The sequence below is a fragment of the Acidimicrobiales bacterium genome (assembly GCA_022452145.1).
GTDB lineage: Bacteria > Actinomycetota > Acidimicrobiia > Acidimicrobiales > MedAcidi-G1 > UBA9410.
This window is the reverse complement of record JAKURY010000011.1, coordinates 68,036-84,480: the sequence shown is the minus strand read 5'-3', so window position 1 is coordinate 84,480 and position 16,445 is coordinate 68,036. Positions and strand designations below refer to the sequence as shown.

12 protein-coding genes are annotated in these 16,445 nt (G+C 68.3%); 8 read left to right on the top strand and 4 right to left on the bottom strand.

Annotated elements, in window-relative coordinates:
• From MK177_05825 to MK177_05815, 3 genes are all read left to right on the top strand, one after another.
• Positions 1–1,681, top strand: a 1,681-nt coding sequence (locus tag MK177_05825) for a hypothetical protein (GenBank protein MCH2426837.1), incomplete at its 5' end; no start/stop codon positions are given.
• Between the two features lie 207 nt (positions 1,682–1,888).
• A complete protein-coding gene (locus MK177_05820; GenBank protein MCH2426836.1) occupies positions 1,889–2,920 on the top strand; it encodes a tyrosine-type recombinase/integrase in 1,032 nt (343 codons plus the stop codon).
• Positions 2,917–3,465, top strand: coding sequence for a YqgE/AlgH family protein (locus MK177_05815; protein ID MCH2426835.1), 549 nt, complete (start codon positions 2,917–2,919; stop codon positions 3,463–3,465). Before MK177_05820 ends, MK177_05815 begins: the two co-directional genes overlap by 4 nt.
• Before the next feature lie 61 nt (positions 3,466–3,526).
• Here the strand turns inward: MK177_05815 and MK177_05810 are convergent, their stop codons facing one another.
• Both MK177_05810 and MK177_05805 read right to left on the bottom strand, forming a co-directional pair.
• Entirely contained in the window at positions 3,527–4,411 is an 885-nt protein-coding gene (locus MK177_05810) for a L,D-transpeptidase (GenBank protein MCH2426834.1), read from the bottom strand.
• A 7-nt stretch (positions 4,412–4,418) separates the two neighbouring features.
• On the bottom strand, positions 4,419–5,003 hold the full coding sequence (locus MK177_05805; GenBank protein MCH2426833.1) for a 3'-5' exonuclease: 585 nt from the start codon (positions 5,001–5,003) through the stop codon (positions 4,419–4,421).
• A gap of 59 nt (positions 5,004–5,062) precedes the next feature.
• On the opposite strand from MK177_05805, the gene MK177_05800 reads away from it, so the two are divergent.
• Genes MK177_05800 through MK177_05790 form a run of 3 tightly spaced genes read left to right on the top strand, consistent with a single transcriptional unit; the run spans position 5,063 to position 8,033 of the window.
• Entirely contained in the window at positions 5,063–6,328 is a 1,266-nt protein-coding gene (locus tag MK177_05800; protein MCH2426832.1) for an MFS transporter, read from the top strand.
• 44 nt (positions 6,329–6,372) lie between these two features.
• The gene (locus MK177_05795; GenBank protein ID MCH2426831.1) at positions 6,373–7,584 is read left to right on the top strand and encodes a CoA transferase; all 1,212 of its coding nucleotides are present in this window, start codon (positions 6,373–6,375) and stop codon (positions 7,582–7,584) included.
• Positions 7,585–7,631: 47 nt separating this feature from the next.
• A complete protein-coding gene (locus MK177_05790; GenBank protein MCH2426830.1) occupies positions 7,632–8,033 on the top strand; it encodes a TIGR03618 family F420-dependent PPOX class oxidoreductase in 402 nt (133 codons plus the stop codon).
• A gap of 70 nt (positions 8,034–8,103) precedes the next feature.
• Here MK177_05790 and MK177_05785 read toward each other — a convergent pair whose 3' ends face one another.
• Positions 8,104–9,534, bottom strand: coding sequence for an MBOAT family protein (locus MK177_05785; GenBank protein ID MCH2426829.1), 1,431 nt, complete (start codon positions 9,532–9,534; stop codon positions 8,104–8,106).
• Positions 9,535–9,587: 53 nt separating this feature from the next.
• Between MK177_05785 and MK177_05780 the strand changes: the two genes are divergently transcribed.
• Positions 9,588–10,772, top strand: coding sequence for a glycosyltransferase family 4 protein (locus MK177_05780; protein ID MCH2426828.1), 1,185 nt, complete (start codon positions 9,588–9,590; stop codon positions 10,770–10,772).
• On the top strand, positions 10,769–14,989 hold the full coding sequence (locus MK177_05775) for a DUF3367 domain-containing protein (GenBank protein ID MCH2426827.1): 4,221 nt from the start codon (positions 10,769–10,771) through the stop codon (positions 14,987–14,989). Before MK177_05780 ends, MK177_05775 begins: the two co-directional genes overlap by 4 nt.
• Before the next feature lie 7 nt (positions 14,990–14,996).
• On the opposite strand, the gene MK177_05770 is transcribed toward MK177_05775, so the two are convergent.
• Positions 14,997–16,370 (bottom strand): DUF2142 domain-containing protein, encoded by a 1,374-nt coding sequence (locus tag MK177_05770; protein MCH2426826.1) that lies wholly within the window; start codon positions 16,368–16,370, stop codon positions 14,997–14,999.
• Between the last annotated feature and the right edge of the window lie 75 nt (positions 16,371–16,445).

Below are 16,445 nucleotides of genomic sequence, written 5' to 3'. Positions count from 1 at the left end.
GAACTCGAACTACATGGCCCTCGAGGAGACCGAGGGCATGTACTTCTCGGGTCCGGACATCCGCTACGGGGCCAACACGAACCAGTCGACCGGTCAGACGGCCGATTCGTTCCTGGCTGCGTACAACGACGAGTGGGGTGAGGATCCTGCTGCACCGTTCTGGGCGCATTCCTATGACGCCACGACGTTGCTGCTCGACGCCATTGCTGCTGCGTCCTATGACGACGACGGCACGCTGGTCATCGACCGTGCTGGGGTGCGCGAGCACCTCAACGCCGTCGCGGACTACTCGGGCATCATTGGCCTGATCACCTGTGACGCCTTCGGCGACTGTGGATCCCAGAAGATCACCGTCATCGGCCACGGCGACTCGACCGACGTGCCTGCGTCCAACGCCAACGTCGTCTACGAGTACGCCCCCGGCGGCTCAAGCCTCGGCGAAGGCCACCTCGTCGTCCCGGCACCGCCGTTGACGGCCACTTGGCGTGGCGTCACCGCGGACTCGATTCACATCGCGGCCACGACGATCGACTTCCAGTGGCTGGTTGACAACGGCTTCTCACCCAATGGCTGGGGTGACCCGCAGTTGGTCTGGGAGGCGATGGTGGCTGACCTCAACGCCCGCGGCGGTATCAACGGCCGTCAGGTGGTCCTGGATGCTGTCCGACCGTACAGCGCCATCCCGGGACTAGGGATCAGCGCTGACGCGGTCTGCCTGGAGGTGGCCGGCGACTTCGAGACGTTCGTCGTGCTCGGTGGCTTCCTGGGTCCGGCGGAGATCTCGAACATCTGCATTCCAGGCAACCAGAACACCATCCTGATCGGCGGCCGAACCGACGACGAGCGCCTGGCCCAGGTCCAGGCTCCCTGGATCGAGAACGGCACCATGGTCAAACGGCGGATGGCCGTCTTCGCCTCGCTGCTCGACCAGAACGGCATGATCGAAGGACGAAAGTTCGTTCTTATCGGGCGCTCGGACACCGAGGAGACCTACAACGTGGCTCGGGAATCGATGGCCGCGCTGGGGGCCGAGGTGGTCCTGGAGTTGCTCAGCGATCAGACCGGTGGTGACACCGAGGGCGAGGACGCCTGGTGGGACGTGATGGCGGAGCGGGTCCGTTCGGCGGGTGCTGACTCCATGCTCATGGCCGGTGGAGACCGTGCGGCCCTCCGTAACCTTTTCTGGGCGGGGATCGAGTTGGACCTGTTCATCATGAACTCCGAGACGCTGTCGTCGATGAGCAGCAGCGTGACGCCGGAGATGGCTGTCGGGGCGATCACGCTGACCGGCCTGACCGAGCAGGAGCAGTTCGAAACCGAGAACTCTCAGACGAATTGCATTGCTCCCTTCGAGGCGGCTCATCCGGAGATCGTGGTCGGCACGCCGGAGACGCACGAGGACGGCATCGAGAAGTGGTGGCGGTCGATCATGACCTACTGCACGCAGCTGCAGTTGTTCGAGATGATCGCTACGGCGGCTGGACCGGTGCTCACCCACGACACCTTCCGTGAGGCCATGGAATCAATTCCGCAGGCTTCCCTGCCGGTGTGCCCCTTCGGTTCGCTGGTTCCAGGGAAGGTGGACTTCTGTGACGCCTTCCGCCTGTCGAGCTTCGAGGACGACGGCTCGGACAACGGGCTGATCGTGCCGATGACTGAGATCATGGACGGCACCCCATAGGGGATCGTTTGACCGTGTGACGCGGAGCCCCGGCCTCCCGGCCATCGAGCCGGACGGTCGGGGCTCCGCCGCGTCCAGGGGCGGCAGGCATCCAGCGAAGGCCTTAGTGGGGGGTACCTGCCGGATGGTGTACCCCGGGTGGAAGGCAGGGGATCCACCACAGGCCACTCGGCTTCTGTCAAGATAATGGATATTATCATGCATTGAGTGTGCGATTCGGGGGCCATGGCCTACAGAGCACTACCGACCACCGACGAGATGCCGCCCGTCTTCCACGAGTGGCTGCACTGGCTGCCGTTGTACGAGGACAAGCCCCCACACACCGTCCGTGCCTACAGTCAGGGCGTCAGGCGGGTCGTCTCTTTCGCCGGCATGCCTCCCTCAGGGTTCCGGCCCGACAGCCTGGACCAGGCCGGCCTCACCGACACCGTCAGGTCGATGCGTGCCGATCCGGAGGTCTCCAGGGCCACGCTGAATCAGACGCTGGCCGCCCTCAAGTCCTTCTTCGACTTCTGCATCGCCGACCGACTGGTGGCCCAGGTGCCCGACATCGCCCGGATACGGAAGGTGGCCAGGCTGGATGTCCCCCAGGTGGACCCCGAGTACTACCGCCCGGCCGAGCTCTGCGAACTGTATGCCGAGGCGAGCAGTCAAGATAACGGCTCCAACCGGGTGCGTTGGGCCAGCAGGGACCTGGCCATGTGCTCCTTCCTGGCCGTGCTGGGGCTCCGTGCCGCCGAGTTGGCCGCCGCAGACCGGGGCTGGATCTCCCGGGAACGCCTCGTCGACCGGGACGACCGGGCGACCTGGATGCTGCACGTCGTCGGCAAGGCTCGACGTATCCGTCGACTCCCCCTCTCCGACGAGCTGGTGGAGGCGGCGGATCGCTGGCAGGAGGAGCGGATCGGCCGCTTCGGGCCCTCCCTGCCGGATGATCCGATGTTCGTGACCAACGACGGCGAGCGCTTCAACTACGGGCGCCTCCGCTACTGGCTGCGCCTCCTGAACCGCGAGGCCGGTCTCCGGGACCGCTCGCTGCACTCGCTGCGACACACCGCCGGCGTCCAGCTGGCAGCCGACGCTGTACCGATGAACGTGATCCAGAGCCTGCTGGGCCACGCCACGATCAAGACCACGGGCATCTACACGGAGCTGGCCGGCGGGCAACTTGTCGGCGTACTCGAGCGTTCGGGCGCCAACACGCTTCTGGGCGAAGCACTGGCAGGAGCGGATCGGTGACGGACGGCACGAAGGCCCGCCTCCTAGTGGCGATGCCGGAGCTCATCGATCCAAACTTCCACCGCGCCGTCGTCCTCGTGCTGGAGCACAACGACGACGGGGCCCTCGGCCTGATCCTGAACCGCCCCCGCCTCGTCGGCGGGGCCGAGGCCGTACCGCAGTGGGCCGACCGCTTGGCCTACCCGGCCCAGCTGCACACCGGCGGTCCGGTCTCCGAGGAGTCGGTGATCGGCCTGGCCATCGGGCCACCTGACGCCACCGATGGCATCAGCCCCCTGCTCGGCCCGCTCGGCGTGGTCGACCTGCACCGCAGCCCTGAGGACCTGCCCGGCGTGGAGTCCGTACGGTTGTTCGCCGGCTACGCCGGATGGTCCGCCGGCCAGCTGGACGCCGAGGTGATGGCCGGCGGCTGGTTCGTCGTGGATGCCCGCCCAGACGACGTTGTCGGCTCCGAGCCCGAGGACCTCTGGAGGGTGGTCCTGGGTCGTCAGCCCGGGCTCCTGGGCCACCTGGCCGGCTATCCGGACGACCCGGCCCTGAACTGACCCGGTCGTCCGGTGACGTACCAGGCGGCCCGTATCCGGACGGCGGCCTCCGGCGGGCCGCTTAGGCCCGTACCTCGACTGGGGTCCCCAAGGGAAGGCGGGCGAGGCGCCCCACCACGTCGTCATGGACCCGTACGCACCCGAGGGATACCTCGGTTCCCAGGACCGACGGGTCGTTTGTGCCGTGAATGGCCACGGCGGGATCGCCGCCGTCGACAAGGCCGAGCACCTCGGAGAAGCCGGAAGTACCGATGATCCACGAACCGAAGAGGGTGTCGGGGTCGTCCTGCTCCTGGATCTCGTTCACGAAGTAGTCGCCGGGTGGGGTGGGCGTCTCATCGGTACCGAGGGCGATCGCACCCTCTGCCACCAGGGCGCCGTCCTCCCAGGCCCAGAGTCGCATCTCCGACAGGTCCACCAGGATCATCGCCGAATGGGTGGTGAGCGTCACGTCCGACCGTCGGACCCATCCAATGGTGCCGTTGGGCCGAACGGGCATGTCCACCAGCAGCCAGTCGTCCTGCTCGTCCAGGACCAGTACCACCCGGTCTCCGTCGTAGGGGCCCGGGTTGGAGAGCGACCACCATACCTCCGTGTCGACAGGCGACCGGTAGGTGTCGAGCCACTCGCCGGTCGCCCTGGCGACGGTGAACGAGCGGTCGGGCGACCCGGTCGTCGATGGCGTCGGCTGGGCGTCGCTGGTACTGGACGGGACGGCCGACGTCGTGGTCGGCGTGCTGGTTGTCGTCGCCGGTGCGGTGTTCGACGCCGCCTCCAGCGCACCGGTTGCCTCCGGTGGCACGACGGCCGACATGGTGGACGGTATGACCGTCCCGACACGGACCATGCCGGCGCGGTCGTCGACGGGCAGCGGCTCCGGCTGGCTGCACCCGGACAGCAAGACGAGCAGGGCCGGGATCGCCCGCACCAGCAGGTCCTGCGCCACGGTTGACTCAGGCCGCCTGGGTGGGCCGGTGCGCCACCCGGCCGGAGGGCGCTGGGGTGAGCAACGGTGGCCCAAAGATTGGGAACGAGGACACCACAGCCCCGCGGTCCAACAGGGCCACCAGCACGGCTGCGAGGGCGCGGGTGTCGTCGAGGGCCCGGTGGGCGTCGTGCAGCGGTACTCCTAGCGCCTCGGCCAGAAGGCCGAGGCGCCCCGGGTAGCCCAGCTGCCGGGCCATCGGAAGGGTGTCCACGGCTTCGAGGTCGAGGGGGCCCAACCCGGCGCGTCCCCACTCGGAGCGAAGGAAACTCGCGTCGAAGCCGGCGTTGTGTGCCACCGGGACGCATCCGGAGAGCTGGTGGGCGAGGTCCCCGGCGATCGAATCGAAGCTGGGGGCACCCTCCAGCCAGTGGAGCCTGATGCCATGGATGTCGGTGCGACCCAGGTCGGTGGCCCCTGCATCCACCAGAGTGGTCCACTCCCCTGCCGGGGTCCCGTCCCGCTGGATGCGTACGACGGCCACCTCGATGACACGCCCGCCGGCCGGGTCGAGACCGGTGGTCTCGACGTCAAAGCAGGCAAAGGTGGGCACGGGCCGACGGTAGTCGCCGGGTACGTGTGGTAGGTCGCCTCAGCCGTACGCTTCCACCGATGCAGGACTCCCCGCTGGCGGCCTTGGGGGACGAGGAACGGGAGCGACTGCAACGCCGGACCCTTAGGACACTCCTGAGCGGCATCATTCCCGGCGGAGCTGCCATGAGTAGTGCCTACAGCTCGGCAGCCATTCTCGGCGAGGAGCTGTCCGGGAGCGAGACTCTCGGCGGCGTCGCAGCCTCAGGTCTTACGATGGGTGCCGCTCTCACGGCCATACCCCTGGCGCGGTTTATGGCCACCCGGGGCCGACGGCCAGGCATCGCTGGGGGCTACGTACTAGCTAGTACCGGTTCCCTACTTTGCCTGTCGGCCGTTCTCAGTGGTTGGTATCCCATCCTGGTGCTCGGCATGTCGGTGGTGGGCCTGGGTTACGCCGCGAATATGGCTGCCCGGTTTGCAGCCGCCGACATGGCAACCGAGGCCGGATCGGCAATCGGCATGCTGGTCTGGGGGTCCACCTTTGGTTCGGTTCTAGGCCCAATCCTCGGCTTCGGCCCACTCCGCTCAATGGCTACGAAACTTGGCCTCGACGAGTTGGCCGGCCCGTACCTACTCTCGGCGGTCCTGTTCCTGGTTGCGGCGTCAGCGGTCCACCTCTTCCTGAGACCGGATCCACTCGTGGTTACAGGCGGGCTCGGCCAGCCCCGGGAACGGACACCGCTTAGGGGCTTCGTGACACCCGTGTTCAACTCACCCGACGGACGGCTCGCTGTGGGATCGATGGTGGTCGGCCACGCAGTAATGGTCGGCGTCATGACGATGATGCCGCTCCACCTCCGCTCTGGTGGCCAGGGTCTTCAGGTTGTGGGCTTCGTGATCTCACTCCACATTGTCGGGATGTACGCCTTCTCCCCGATCGTCGGCAAGCTGGTCGACCGGGTAGGCCCTCGGCCTGTGATAGCTGTTGGTGGCGTCCTTCTGGCTGTAGGGGCTGATGTCGCCGCTCACAACGCCGCTCACGAGTCGGCAGGCGCCTTCCTCGGGATGTTCCTCATTGGTGTTGGCTGGAGTTGTGGTCTTATCGCTTCTTCGGCCCTTCTAGTTCGTACATTCACCGGACCGGACAGGGTCGGAATCCAGGGACTTGCCGACCTCTGCATGAGCGGCGGTGGGGCCGTGGCTGGGGTGACCGCAGGTTTCATCGTGGCCACCACGGAATTCCACGTCCTGAGTCACGGGGCGATTGTGGTCGGCATTATCCCCACGCTTGTCGTGATCATGGGGTGGTGGTCGACGCGTCGAACCGCCGGCCTCCAGCGCTGAGCATCTAGGGAGCTGCGACTACTGTTCCCGCTGAACCTGGCGAGATGTCGGCGGATGGAGGCAAGGTGCCCGGACCACTCGACGGCTTCCGTGTCGTAGACCTCAGTCAAATCGTAAGCGGGCCGTTCGCCAGCATGCTCCTGTCCGATCAGGGCGCAGCGGTTGTCAAAGTCGAACCGGTGGTCGGCCAGGACGTGACACGGCGCCTCAATTATGCTCGGGGTGGCCTCTCGGCCTTCTACCTGAATGGGAATCGCGGCAAGAGGTCGATCTCGGTTGACCTGACCCGTAAAGAGGGCCGCCAGGTGGTTCTGGACCTCGCCGCCTCGGCTGATGTCTTCCTCCAGAACTTCCGTCCCGGAGCCTGCGAACGCCTGGGGATTGGCTACGAGGACATCCGCGCCGTTAAGCCGGACATCGTCTACGTGTCGATCAGCGGCTACGGGCCAGATGGCCCCCATAGTGGCCGTCCAGTGCTCGACCCGGTTATCCAGGGCTTGACCGGCATGGTGGCCTACCAGGTCAACCCCGATATTCCGTTCCCTGACCTTGTCCGAAACATCGTGTCGGACAAAAGCACGGCGTTGACCGTCGCCCAGGCCATCACCGCAGCGCTCCTTGCCCGGGAGCGCGGCGCCGGCGGCCAGCACGTCGTGGTGCCAATGCTCGACTCCACACTGTCCTTCTTCTGGAACGACGGAATGGTCGACCAGACCCTCGTTGGCGATGACGTCTCCCCCGGAATGACCCTGGCGGAGGTGTACCGCCTGACCGAGTGCCTGGACGGGAAGATCATCTACTTCGCTGCGTCGACGGCCCACATACACGGGGTTAGCAGGGCCGTTGGGCACCCCGAGTGGTGCGATGACTCTCGCTACAGCCTCGAGGGGTTTGTTGATGACCAGCAGAATCTCTTGGACTACGGAGTGATGGTTGCCGAGGCGTTTGCGTCGATGACCATGGCCGATTCCCTGGCTGGCCTTTACGACAGCGACGTACCCAGCGGACCGATCCTCGAGAAGTCGGAAGTGTTGACACATCCCCAGATAGTGCACAACGGGTCTGTGGTGACCTGGGAGCACCCGGAGGCTGGAACGATCCGAAGCGCACGCCCTGGGGCGCGCTTTTCAGGCACGCCTGTCGAAATGCGTCTTTCTGCCTCGGCCAAGGGAGCCGACAACCGGGAGGTTCTGCGTGAGATCGGCCGAACCGACTCGGAAATCGACGCAATGCAGGCAGAGGGCATCGTCGGCTGAGTGTGCCAGCGGAGCCGCTATCGGTAGTCCAGGGCTACCGTCGTCTCATGACTGTTATCCCTGATACACACCGCGACCTGTTCGACCTCCCGGCCGTCTGGCACGTGGCCACCATCGGGCCATCGGGCGAGCCCCAGGTCTCCCCCGTGTGGGCCGGCTTCGACGGGACCCACATCCGGTTCCCCCACCTGGAGGGTCGCCAGAAGTGGCGCAACCTCCAGGACGACGATCGGATCGCCATGTCGGCGACCGACCCGACGGACAACGAGCGGTACCTGGAGGTGCGCGGCCGGGTGGTGGCTTTCGAGCACGACGGTGCGCTGGAGGTGCTGGACGCCCAGGCCCGGAAGTACCGTGACGAGGACTCCTTCCCCAGAGACCACGCACAGCCGCTGGAGAAGCGGATCACCGTCGTGGTCGAGCCGCTGCACTGCACGACGATGGGATGATGCGATTAGCCCACTGGCCCACTTCACCGACGCCTTCCGCCGCTACGCGGTCATGGGAGGATCGGCTGCTCTAAAAGGCGAAGTAGATGAAGGGGGCCACGCCGTCGGGGCCCAGGGCGTCGAAGGACAGGATCGCGACGGTGATTCCCACGGCCTGCACGGCGACCGGTAGCCGCCCGGCCCGCTCCCACACGCCGTCCAGCCGACCCGGCGTAACGACCTGGGTTCCGGCCCCCACCAGCAGCAGGGCGACGACGCCCCAGGTCAGACCAGGCGCCGACGTCCAGGAGCCACCCAGAGCGGCGAACACCTCCAGGGCGCGTTCCAGGTCAACCGACCGGAAGAAGACCCATGCGGCGCAGACCAGGTGGAACGTGAGCACGGCGTGGACCGCCCTGCCGATCCGGCCCGGTCGCCCCTCTCCCACTGAATCGGCGACCACCCGCTCGACCACCAGGCCCAGGCCGTGCAATGCCCCCCACAAAACGAAGGTCCAGCCGGCGCCGTGCCAGAGGCCACCCAGGAGCATGGTGGCCATCAGGTTCCGCAAAGTGCGGGCCCTCCCCCGCCGGTTGCCTCCCAGACCGATGTAGAGGTAGTCCCGCAACCAGGAAGACAGGCTGATGTGCCAGCGCTGCCAGAAGTCCCTGAGGCTGAGCGCCCGGTACGGCTGGTCGAAGTTCATCGGGAAGCGGAAGCCCAGCAGCAGGGCGATCCCGATGGCAATGTCGCTGTAGCCGCTGAAGTCGCCGTAGATCTGCAGCGCGTATCCGTAGACAGCCAGCAGGGTCTCGAGGCCGGTGGCGCCGCCCGGGTCGGCAAATACCCCGTCGACCAGGCGGGTGGCCAGCACATCGGCCAGGACCATCTTCTTGAAGAGGCCGCCGAGGATCAGGCGCGTGGCCCGCCCGGTGTCGATCGGAGACCGGTCGTCAGAGGCCAGCTGTGCCAAGAAGTCACGGGCCCGCACGATCGGACCGGCCACCAACTGGGGGAAAAAGCCGACGAATAGGGCGAAGTCGAGGAGTTTGTCCGTCGGCTCCAGGACGCCACGGTGTACGTCGAGCGAATACGACATCGTCTGGAAGGTGTAGAAGCTGATGCCCACCGGGAGGATGATCCCCAGTGGTCCCGCCGAGACGTTCAGCCCCAGGTCGCCGAGCAGGTCCACGAAGGACTCCACGAAGAAGTCGGCGTACTTGAAGAAGCCCAGCATCCCGAGGTTCGTGCCCAGGCTGCACCACAGGTAGAGGCGGCGACGGCCCCGGTCGGATGTGGCGTGTATTGCCCGGCCGGCCACGAAGTCCACGATGGTGGAGATCCAGATGAGCGAGAGGAACCGCCAGTCCCACCACCCGTAGAAGGCATAGCTGGCCAGCAGCATGGTCGCCTTCCAGGCCGTCGGCCGCTGCAGCAGCACGGTGTGCACCGCCAGCACGAGCGTCAGGAAGACGGCGAAGGTGATCGTGGGGAACAGCATGGGCGCCGACGAGTCTGCCACCGGAGATCTCCCGGCCCGGGCTGGGCCGGAGCGACCGGTACGATTCTGCCGCCATGACCGATGACCGGCGCCGTCCGGCGATCCGCCCCGCCCTCCCCGACGGGGACCTCCACGAGTTGATCTCGGGCTCTGGCATACGACGGGTCCACGTCCTGGCCTGGCGGGACCTCGATGATCCGGAGGCCGGAGGCTCGGAGCTCCACGGGCACGAGGTGCTGAAGCGTTGGTCGGCCGCCGGGCTGGCTGTCTGCATGCGGACCTCGGCCGTCCCCGACGGACCCGAGCGGGTGGTCCGGGACGGCTACGAGGTGATCAGAAGGTCCGGAAGGTACCGGGTGTTCCCGGCGAGCATCCTGGGCGAGATGGCGGGTCGACAAGGACGTAGGGACGCCCTTGTCGAGGTGTGGAACGGTGTGCCTTTCCTGACCCCGCTGTGGGGTCGGGGGCCGCGCATGGTGATCCAGCACCACGACCACACCGCCATGTGGCCCCTCGTCCTCTCCCCCGGCCTGGCCAGGCTCGGCTCGCTGCTGGAACGCCGCCTGGCGCCACCCTTCTACCGCTCCACGCCCGTGGTGACCCTGTCCCGCTCGTCAGCCGACGACCTCGTCGCCGGGCTGGGACACCGTCCGCACGGGGTCCACGTCGTCGAGCCCGGCATCGACCGTCGGTACACGCCCGGGGGTGCTCCGGATGCGATCCCGCTGGTGCTGAGCGTCGGCCGGCTCATGCCGTCCAAGCGTGTGGACGTGCTGCTGCGAGCCGTGGCCGAGGCACGCCTAGCTGTCAGGGGCATCCGCCTGGAGGTGATCGGCGAGGGCCCGGAGGAGGGGGCACTGAGGACGCTGGCGACGGACCTCGGGATGGATTCCTCGGTCGCCTTCCGGGGACGTGTGTCCGACGAGGGGCTGGTCGATGCGTACCGCAGAGCCACCGTCCTGGCCAGCGCCTCGATCAGCGAAGGCTGGGGGATGACCATCACCGAGGCGGCAGCCTGTGGGACCCCGGCGGTGGTCACCGACATATCGGGGCACCGTGATGCCGTCCGGGACGGCCACTCCGGCCTCCTGGCCGACGGACCGCCTGACCTGGCCGCGAGGCTCATCGAGGTGGTGGGCGACCCCGGTCGCCGTGCCGCCCTCTCGGCCGGGGCCATCCTGATGGCGGCCCGCTTCGACTGGGACCGCACGGCCACCGAGGCGTTCCGGGTGCTGGCATCCACCGCCGGCGGCCAATGACCACGCGGCCCCCGCTCCTCAGTCGGGACGTCGTCCAACGCCTGGTCCTGGTCGTGGTGGCGTACGTGCCCATGCTCCTGAACGACGTGGGTCGGGTGGCCGCGGACACGAAGGCTTACCTCTACCTGGATCCCGGCCGGCTCCTGGCGCGGGCGCCCTACATGTGGCAGCCCGAGGTGGCGTTGGGTTCCGTAACCCACCAGAACATCGGCTACCTCTGGCCGGTGGGCCCGTTCTTCTGGTTGGGCGAGGCACTGGGCCTCCCGGACTGGATCACGCAGCGACTCTGGCTGGGTTCGGTTCTGCTGGCCGCCGGCCTCGGCATGCGCTGGTTCCTACGCACCCTGGGCTGGCGGGGACCCGCCATGCTGGTCTCGTCGCTGGCCTACATGCTCAGCCCGTACCTCCTCAACTACGTGGACCGGCATTCGGTGATCCTCCTGCCGTGGGCGGGCCTTCCGTGGCTGATGGGGCTCACCATCCGGGCACTCCGGACGCCGGGATGGCGCCATGCGGCGGCCTTCGGCCTGGTCACGCTGACCGTCGGAGGCGTGAACGCCAGCTCCCTGCTCCTGGTCGGCATCGGGCCGGTGGCGTGGTTGGCCTGGTGCGGGCTGGAGCGGTCAGCGCCCTGGTCGCGCATAGCCGGGACGGCCTCCAGGATGGGTGCGGCATTCGTGGCTACCGGAGCCTGGTGGATGGTCGGCCTGGCCGTCCAGGCCCGGTACGGCCTTCCGACGCTACGCCTCACCGAGAACTACAAGGTCGTCTCCGACGCCGCCACCGCCCCGGAGCTCTTCCGGGGCCTCGGCTACTGGTACTTCTACGGACAGGGCCGCCTCGGGGCCTGGATCGAGCCGGCAACCTCCTACACGCGCTGGGCACTTCCCCTCTCGTTCGCCCTGCCCCTCCTTGCCCTCCTCGCGGCGGTGTTGGTCCGCTTCCGCCACCGTGGCCACGCCCTAATGCTCATGGTGGTCGGCCTCCTCGTGGGCATCGGCGCCCATCCCTACGACGGACCCTCCCCCCTGGGCCGGCTCTTCCGGGAGTGGACGCTGACCGACGCCGGGCTGGCCATTCGCAGCACCCCGCGTGCGCTCCCCCTCTCGATCCTGGGGACGTCCATGCTGCTGGGTGCCGGGGTGGCGGCCCTGGGACGGTGGCGTCCCCGTTGGGAACAGCCCCTGGCCATCGGACTCTGCCTCCTGGTCGTGGCCAACCTCTCGCCGCTCTGGCAGGGAGAGATCCTCGGCCGACTGGTCCAGCGGCCGGAGGACGTTCCCGGCTACTGGCACGAGGCGGCAGCCCACCTGGACTCCCAGGCGGACACGACGCGGGTCCTGGAGATACCGGGGACCGACTTCGCCGCATACCGCTGGGGCAACTCGGGTGACCCCGTGCTCCCGGGCCTCATGGACCGCGCCCACGTCGCCCGGGAGTTGATCCCCCAGGGATCTCCGGCCTCGGCTGCCCTCCTGGTGGCACTGGATGCCGAGCTCCAGGAGGGGCGTTTCGACCCCGATGGCCTGGCGCCGATGGCGCGACTCCTCGGGGCAGGCGACGTGGTCTACAGAGCCGACCTCCAGTTCGAACGGTTCCGGACCCCTCGGCCCGATGACCTCTGGTCCGACCTGCGAGTCGCTCCCGGATTCGAGGCGCCCATCGGCTTCGGAGAGCCGCTGGCCAACGTCGCGGGGCCCGAACGACCACTCATCGACCAGCACACGCTGGCGCGCCCACCCGGGACCGGGCACCCTGCTCCCGCCGTCGTCCTGCCCGTGTCGGATCCGCAGCCGATCCTCCGGCTGGCCGACCCGACGAGGCCAGTCGTGGTGGTCGGGGATGCCGTGGGCCTCGTGGCAGCGGCCGGCGAAGGGCTGTTGGAGCCGGGTCGACCCGTCCTGTTCAGCGCGTCGTTCAGCGAGGATCCCGCCGCGGTCCGGGAGCTCAACGTGGCGGGAGCCAGGTTGGTACTCACCGACACCAACCGGAAGGACGGCCACCGCTGGGGCACCATCCGCGAGACGACCGGGTACACGGAGCGACTCGACGAGGCACCGACCGCCGGCGACCTCTCCGACCAGCGCCTCCCCGTGCTACCGGAGCATGCCGGCACCAGGACGGTCGCCCGACAGATTGGCATCCGCGTGGATGCCACCGCCTACGGCAACCCCGTGACGTTCACCCCGGGGGACCGACCGTTCCATGCCGTCGACGGCCTCGTGGACACCGCCTGGTCGGTCGGGGCGTTCAACGACGTGGTCGGAGAACGCCTCGACCTCCACCTCGACCGACCGGCTCCCGTTGGACACCTGATACTCATACAGGCCTCGTCGCAGGGCCAAAACCGGTGGATCACCGACCTCAGGGTCCACCTCGACGACAGGTGGATCGACGTGACACTCGACGGGTCGTCGCGGTCGGTGCCCGGCCAGCGCCTGGACCTCCCGGGAGGCGAGGTGTCACGCATCGGGCTGGAGGTACGCAACACCGACGTCGGCACCCTCGACCACTATGCGGGGGTCACCGGGGTCGGGTTCGCCGATGTGGTGGTGGACGGCCTCGTGGCCGACGAGACGATCCTGCTGCCCACGGACCTGACCGATGCGGTGGGAGCTGACGCTGGTGCCGAGGTCGTGCTGCTCCTGACCCGCCAGCGCTCTGATCCGCTGGACCCGATCCGGAAGCAGCCCGAGAGGGCCATGGACCGGACGGCGTCGATCCCGTGGGACCGGACGTTCCTGCTGCGTGGCGAGGCCCGCCTCTCGACCGATGCCGCCGACGGGCTCATGGACCATCCGTCGGGTCCCTTCGCCCGCTCGACAGGCAGCCTGGCCGGTGACCTCGGGTCCCGAGCACGTTCGGCATTCGACGATGACCCGTCCACAGCATGGCAGGCGCCGATAGGCGACCAGGTCGGCCAGGCGCTGACGGTCACCCACGCCGTCGCCCGACGTTTCTCCGACCTCTCCATGACCTACAGGGCCGACGGGCTGCACTCGGCTCCCACAGCGCTCCTCGTCATCGGCGACGACGGACCTGTCGGCACGGTGGACCTACCGGGCACGCTGCGGAATGTCACCGCCGGAGTCGTCACGGTGGACCTCCCGGTTCCGCCATTCACCAGCCGGACGCTCACCATCGAGGTCCTGAGCGTGGCCGAGAGGCGCACCATGAACTGGTACTCCGGCCTCCCGGACATCCTGCCGGTGGCCATCGTCGAGATCCACGACGGCCCCGACACTCCACCGGTGCTCCCGTGGTACGACACCGGATGCCGTGACGACCTCCTCGAGGTCGACGGCGTCGCGGTTGAGGTACGGCTCGTCGGGTCGATGACCGACGCCCTGGCCCGTCGGCCGATGACCGTGCTGCCCTGCGGCGCGGCCCTCCGGCTGGGACACGGCGAGCACCGCGTGGTCGGCACCGCCGGTGCCACCACCGGCGTCGACATCGACCGCCTCGTCCTGACCTCGGCCCCCGCCGACGACCCTGGCCCGACCCCCCTTCCGACCATCAGAACGCTCCACCGCTCCCGGACCAGCCTCGTGGTCGAGGTATCCGGAGGGGACATGCCGGTCTGGCTCGTGCTCGGACAGAGCCTCAACGACGGATGGAGCCTCCGGGACGCGGGCGACCGGGACCTTGGCCCACCGACCCTGGTGGACGGCTATGCCAACGGGTGGCTGGTCGTCCCCGGCAACGGACCCACTACCTTCCGCCTTCGCTGGACGCCCCAGCGCTCCGTGTGGGCGGGCCTCTACCTCTCGCTGGCCGCCTCACTCGCATGCCTGGCCCTGGCGGTGCGTGGACGTGGGGACACGGGACCACCTGTCGGGGAGCCTGCCGAGTTCGTGAACCCCGTCCGCCGCCGTCGCCTCCTGGGCCGCGGCCCGGCGATGGCCGTTGGGCTGGCCATTGCCGCCTTCGCCATCCTGAACCTTCCGGCCTGGCCCGTCACGGGGGCGGCCATCGGGGCTCTGGCGGCACTGGGGGTCCAGGGTCGCCTACCGCAGCGCCTGACCGCAGCCCTGGCCGTGACGTCCATGACCGTCGCTGCCGGCCTCATCGCCATCGACCAGATCAGGTACCGGCATCCACGCGACTTCGTGTGGCCGCTCTTCTTCGACCGCTACCACGTGGTCGGCGTTCTGGCGATCCTCTGCATGGCGGCCGCCGCAGTCGAGGCACTTCTGGAACGCCGGTCCCAACGCTGAGCCGACCTCAGCCCAGAGGGGTATTGGCTCCCGTCCACAGCCAGGTGACGACCGAGGCTCCGATGCCCACCGTCGGTACGAGAGCCACCGCGACCAGGGCCCAGCGTCGGTCGATTCGACCCGCCGCCGGAATGAGGGCCCGGGGGGACCAGGCCACGGCGGCCAAGACGGCCAGCGGCAGGGCGTAGCGGGCCATCTGCAACCCGATATGGCCGTAGTCGGCGCGGTCGGTGAAGTAGACGTAGCTCACGGCGTAGATGGCGACCAGCAGGGCACCCACCCCGAAGGCCACCATCGTCCTGCGGACCCCCACCAGGCCACGCAGGTCGTCGCCGTCGAGTCGGAGTATGGCAGCGGCCAGGACCACCAGCAGCATCCACGGCACCACCGCCGGTAGGTCGGCCTCCCAGAACCCCAGCTGCCGGAACCAGCCCTGAACGTAGAAGCGGTACTCCGTGATCCAGGTGTCGACCGCGGTCCAGAGGAAGCCCGGCAGGTCACTCAGGAGCCGATCCAGTTGGACGTCGGGCTGGAAGTGAATCTCCTGGACCCTCATGGTGATGGTGGCGGCCTGGTAGTTCTCAGAGGAGTTGGCCACCGTCGTCACAAGGCCGAGGAGGAGCGCACCGCCGGCGACCAGGGCCGCCCGGATCCTGCCAGCCGTGCGGTCCAGGATCGCCGAGGCGGGGAACAGCGCCAGCACGAGGAAGTAGGGCGGCTTGGCGAGGGCGAGCATCAGGCACGACGCAAGGAGAACCCGGATCGGCAGTTGTTCGCCCGCCTCGACCCGAGTCCACGTGGCGACCGCCAGTAGCACGGCGGCAATGGTCAGGCCGTCCGGCGAGACGGAGGAAGCCAGGGCCAGATTCAGCGGGAGGGTGGCTGCCACCACCAACGACCACCGGAAGGCAGCGGCGGTCGACACCGCCCACCAGGCGATCCCGAGGTAGGCGGCCAGTGAGGCCAGGCGCCCTGCCCAGAGGACGGCCAGACCAGGGGCGTCCGCCCGCACCGGAACGAACGCCCCGATGGTCGCCGGAAGGTACCCCAATGGCGTCGAGGCGCTGGTGGGGCGGGTGTCGACGAACACCGTCCGTCCATCGGGTCGATGCTGGAGCAGTGCCCGCACCGACGTGGGCGTCCAGGGCGCCCTCCCGGCCTTGTGGTCGAGGAATATCTGCGCCGTGGCCTCCCGGTGGGCGTAGGGGATCACCGAGCCGATTCCCTCCGCCGTCGCCATCGGCTCCAGGTTCCCCTGTGCCATGTCGACCACCCTGGCGAAGTGCGTGAACTCGTCGTAACCGGTCCAGGCTGGCGACAGCAGGGCGATCAGGAGGCCGAGCGGCAGCCCGACCGCGAGGAGGAGGCGCTGCGGCGTCACCGGGCCAGAGTACCGACGCCACCCGGTCGGCCAGCGGGACGGGCCCGATCCGGGCAGAAACCGGACCCGGGATTA

Excerpts from the sequence above, each read along its gene's own strand:
- MK177_05800 (MCH2426832.1), top strand. The coding sequence starts at position 5,063 with ATGCAGGACTCCCCGCTGGCGGCCTTGGGGGACGAGGAACGGGAGCGA.
- MK177_05775 (MCH2426827.1), top strand. The coding sequence starts at position 10,769 with ATGACCACGCGGCCCCCGCTCCTCAGTCGGGACGTCGTCCAACGCCTG.
- MK177_05790 (MCH2426830.1), top strand. The coding sequence starts at position 7,632 with ATGACTGTTATCCCTGATACACACCGCGACCTGTTCGACCTCCCGGCC.
- MK177_05780 (MCH2426828.1), top strand. The coding sequence starts at position 9,588 with ATGACCGATGACCGGCGCCGTCCGGCGATCCGCCCCGCCCTCCCCGAC.
- MK177_05795 (MCH2426831.1), top strand. The coding sequence starts at position 6,373 with ATGTCGGCGGATGGAGGCAAGGTGCCCGGACCACTCGACGGCTTCCGT.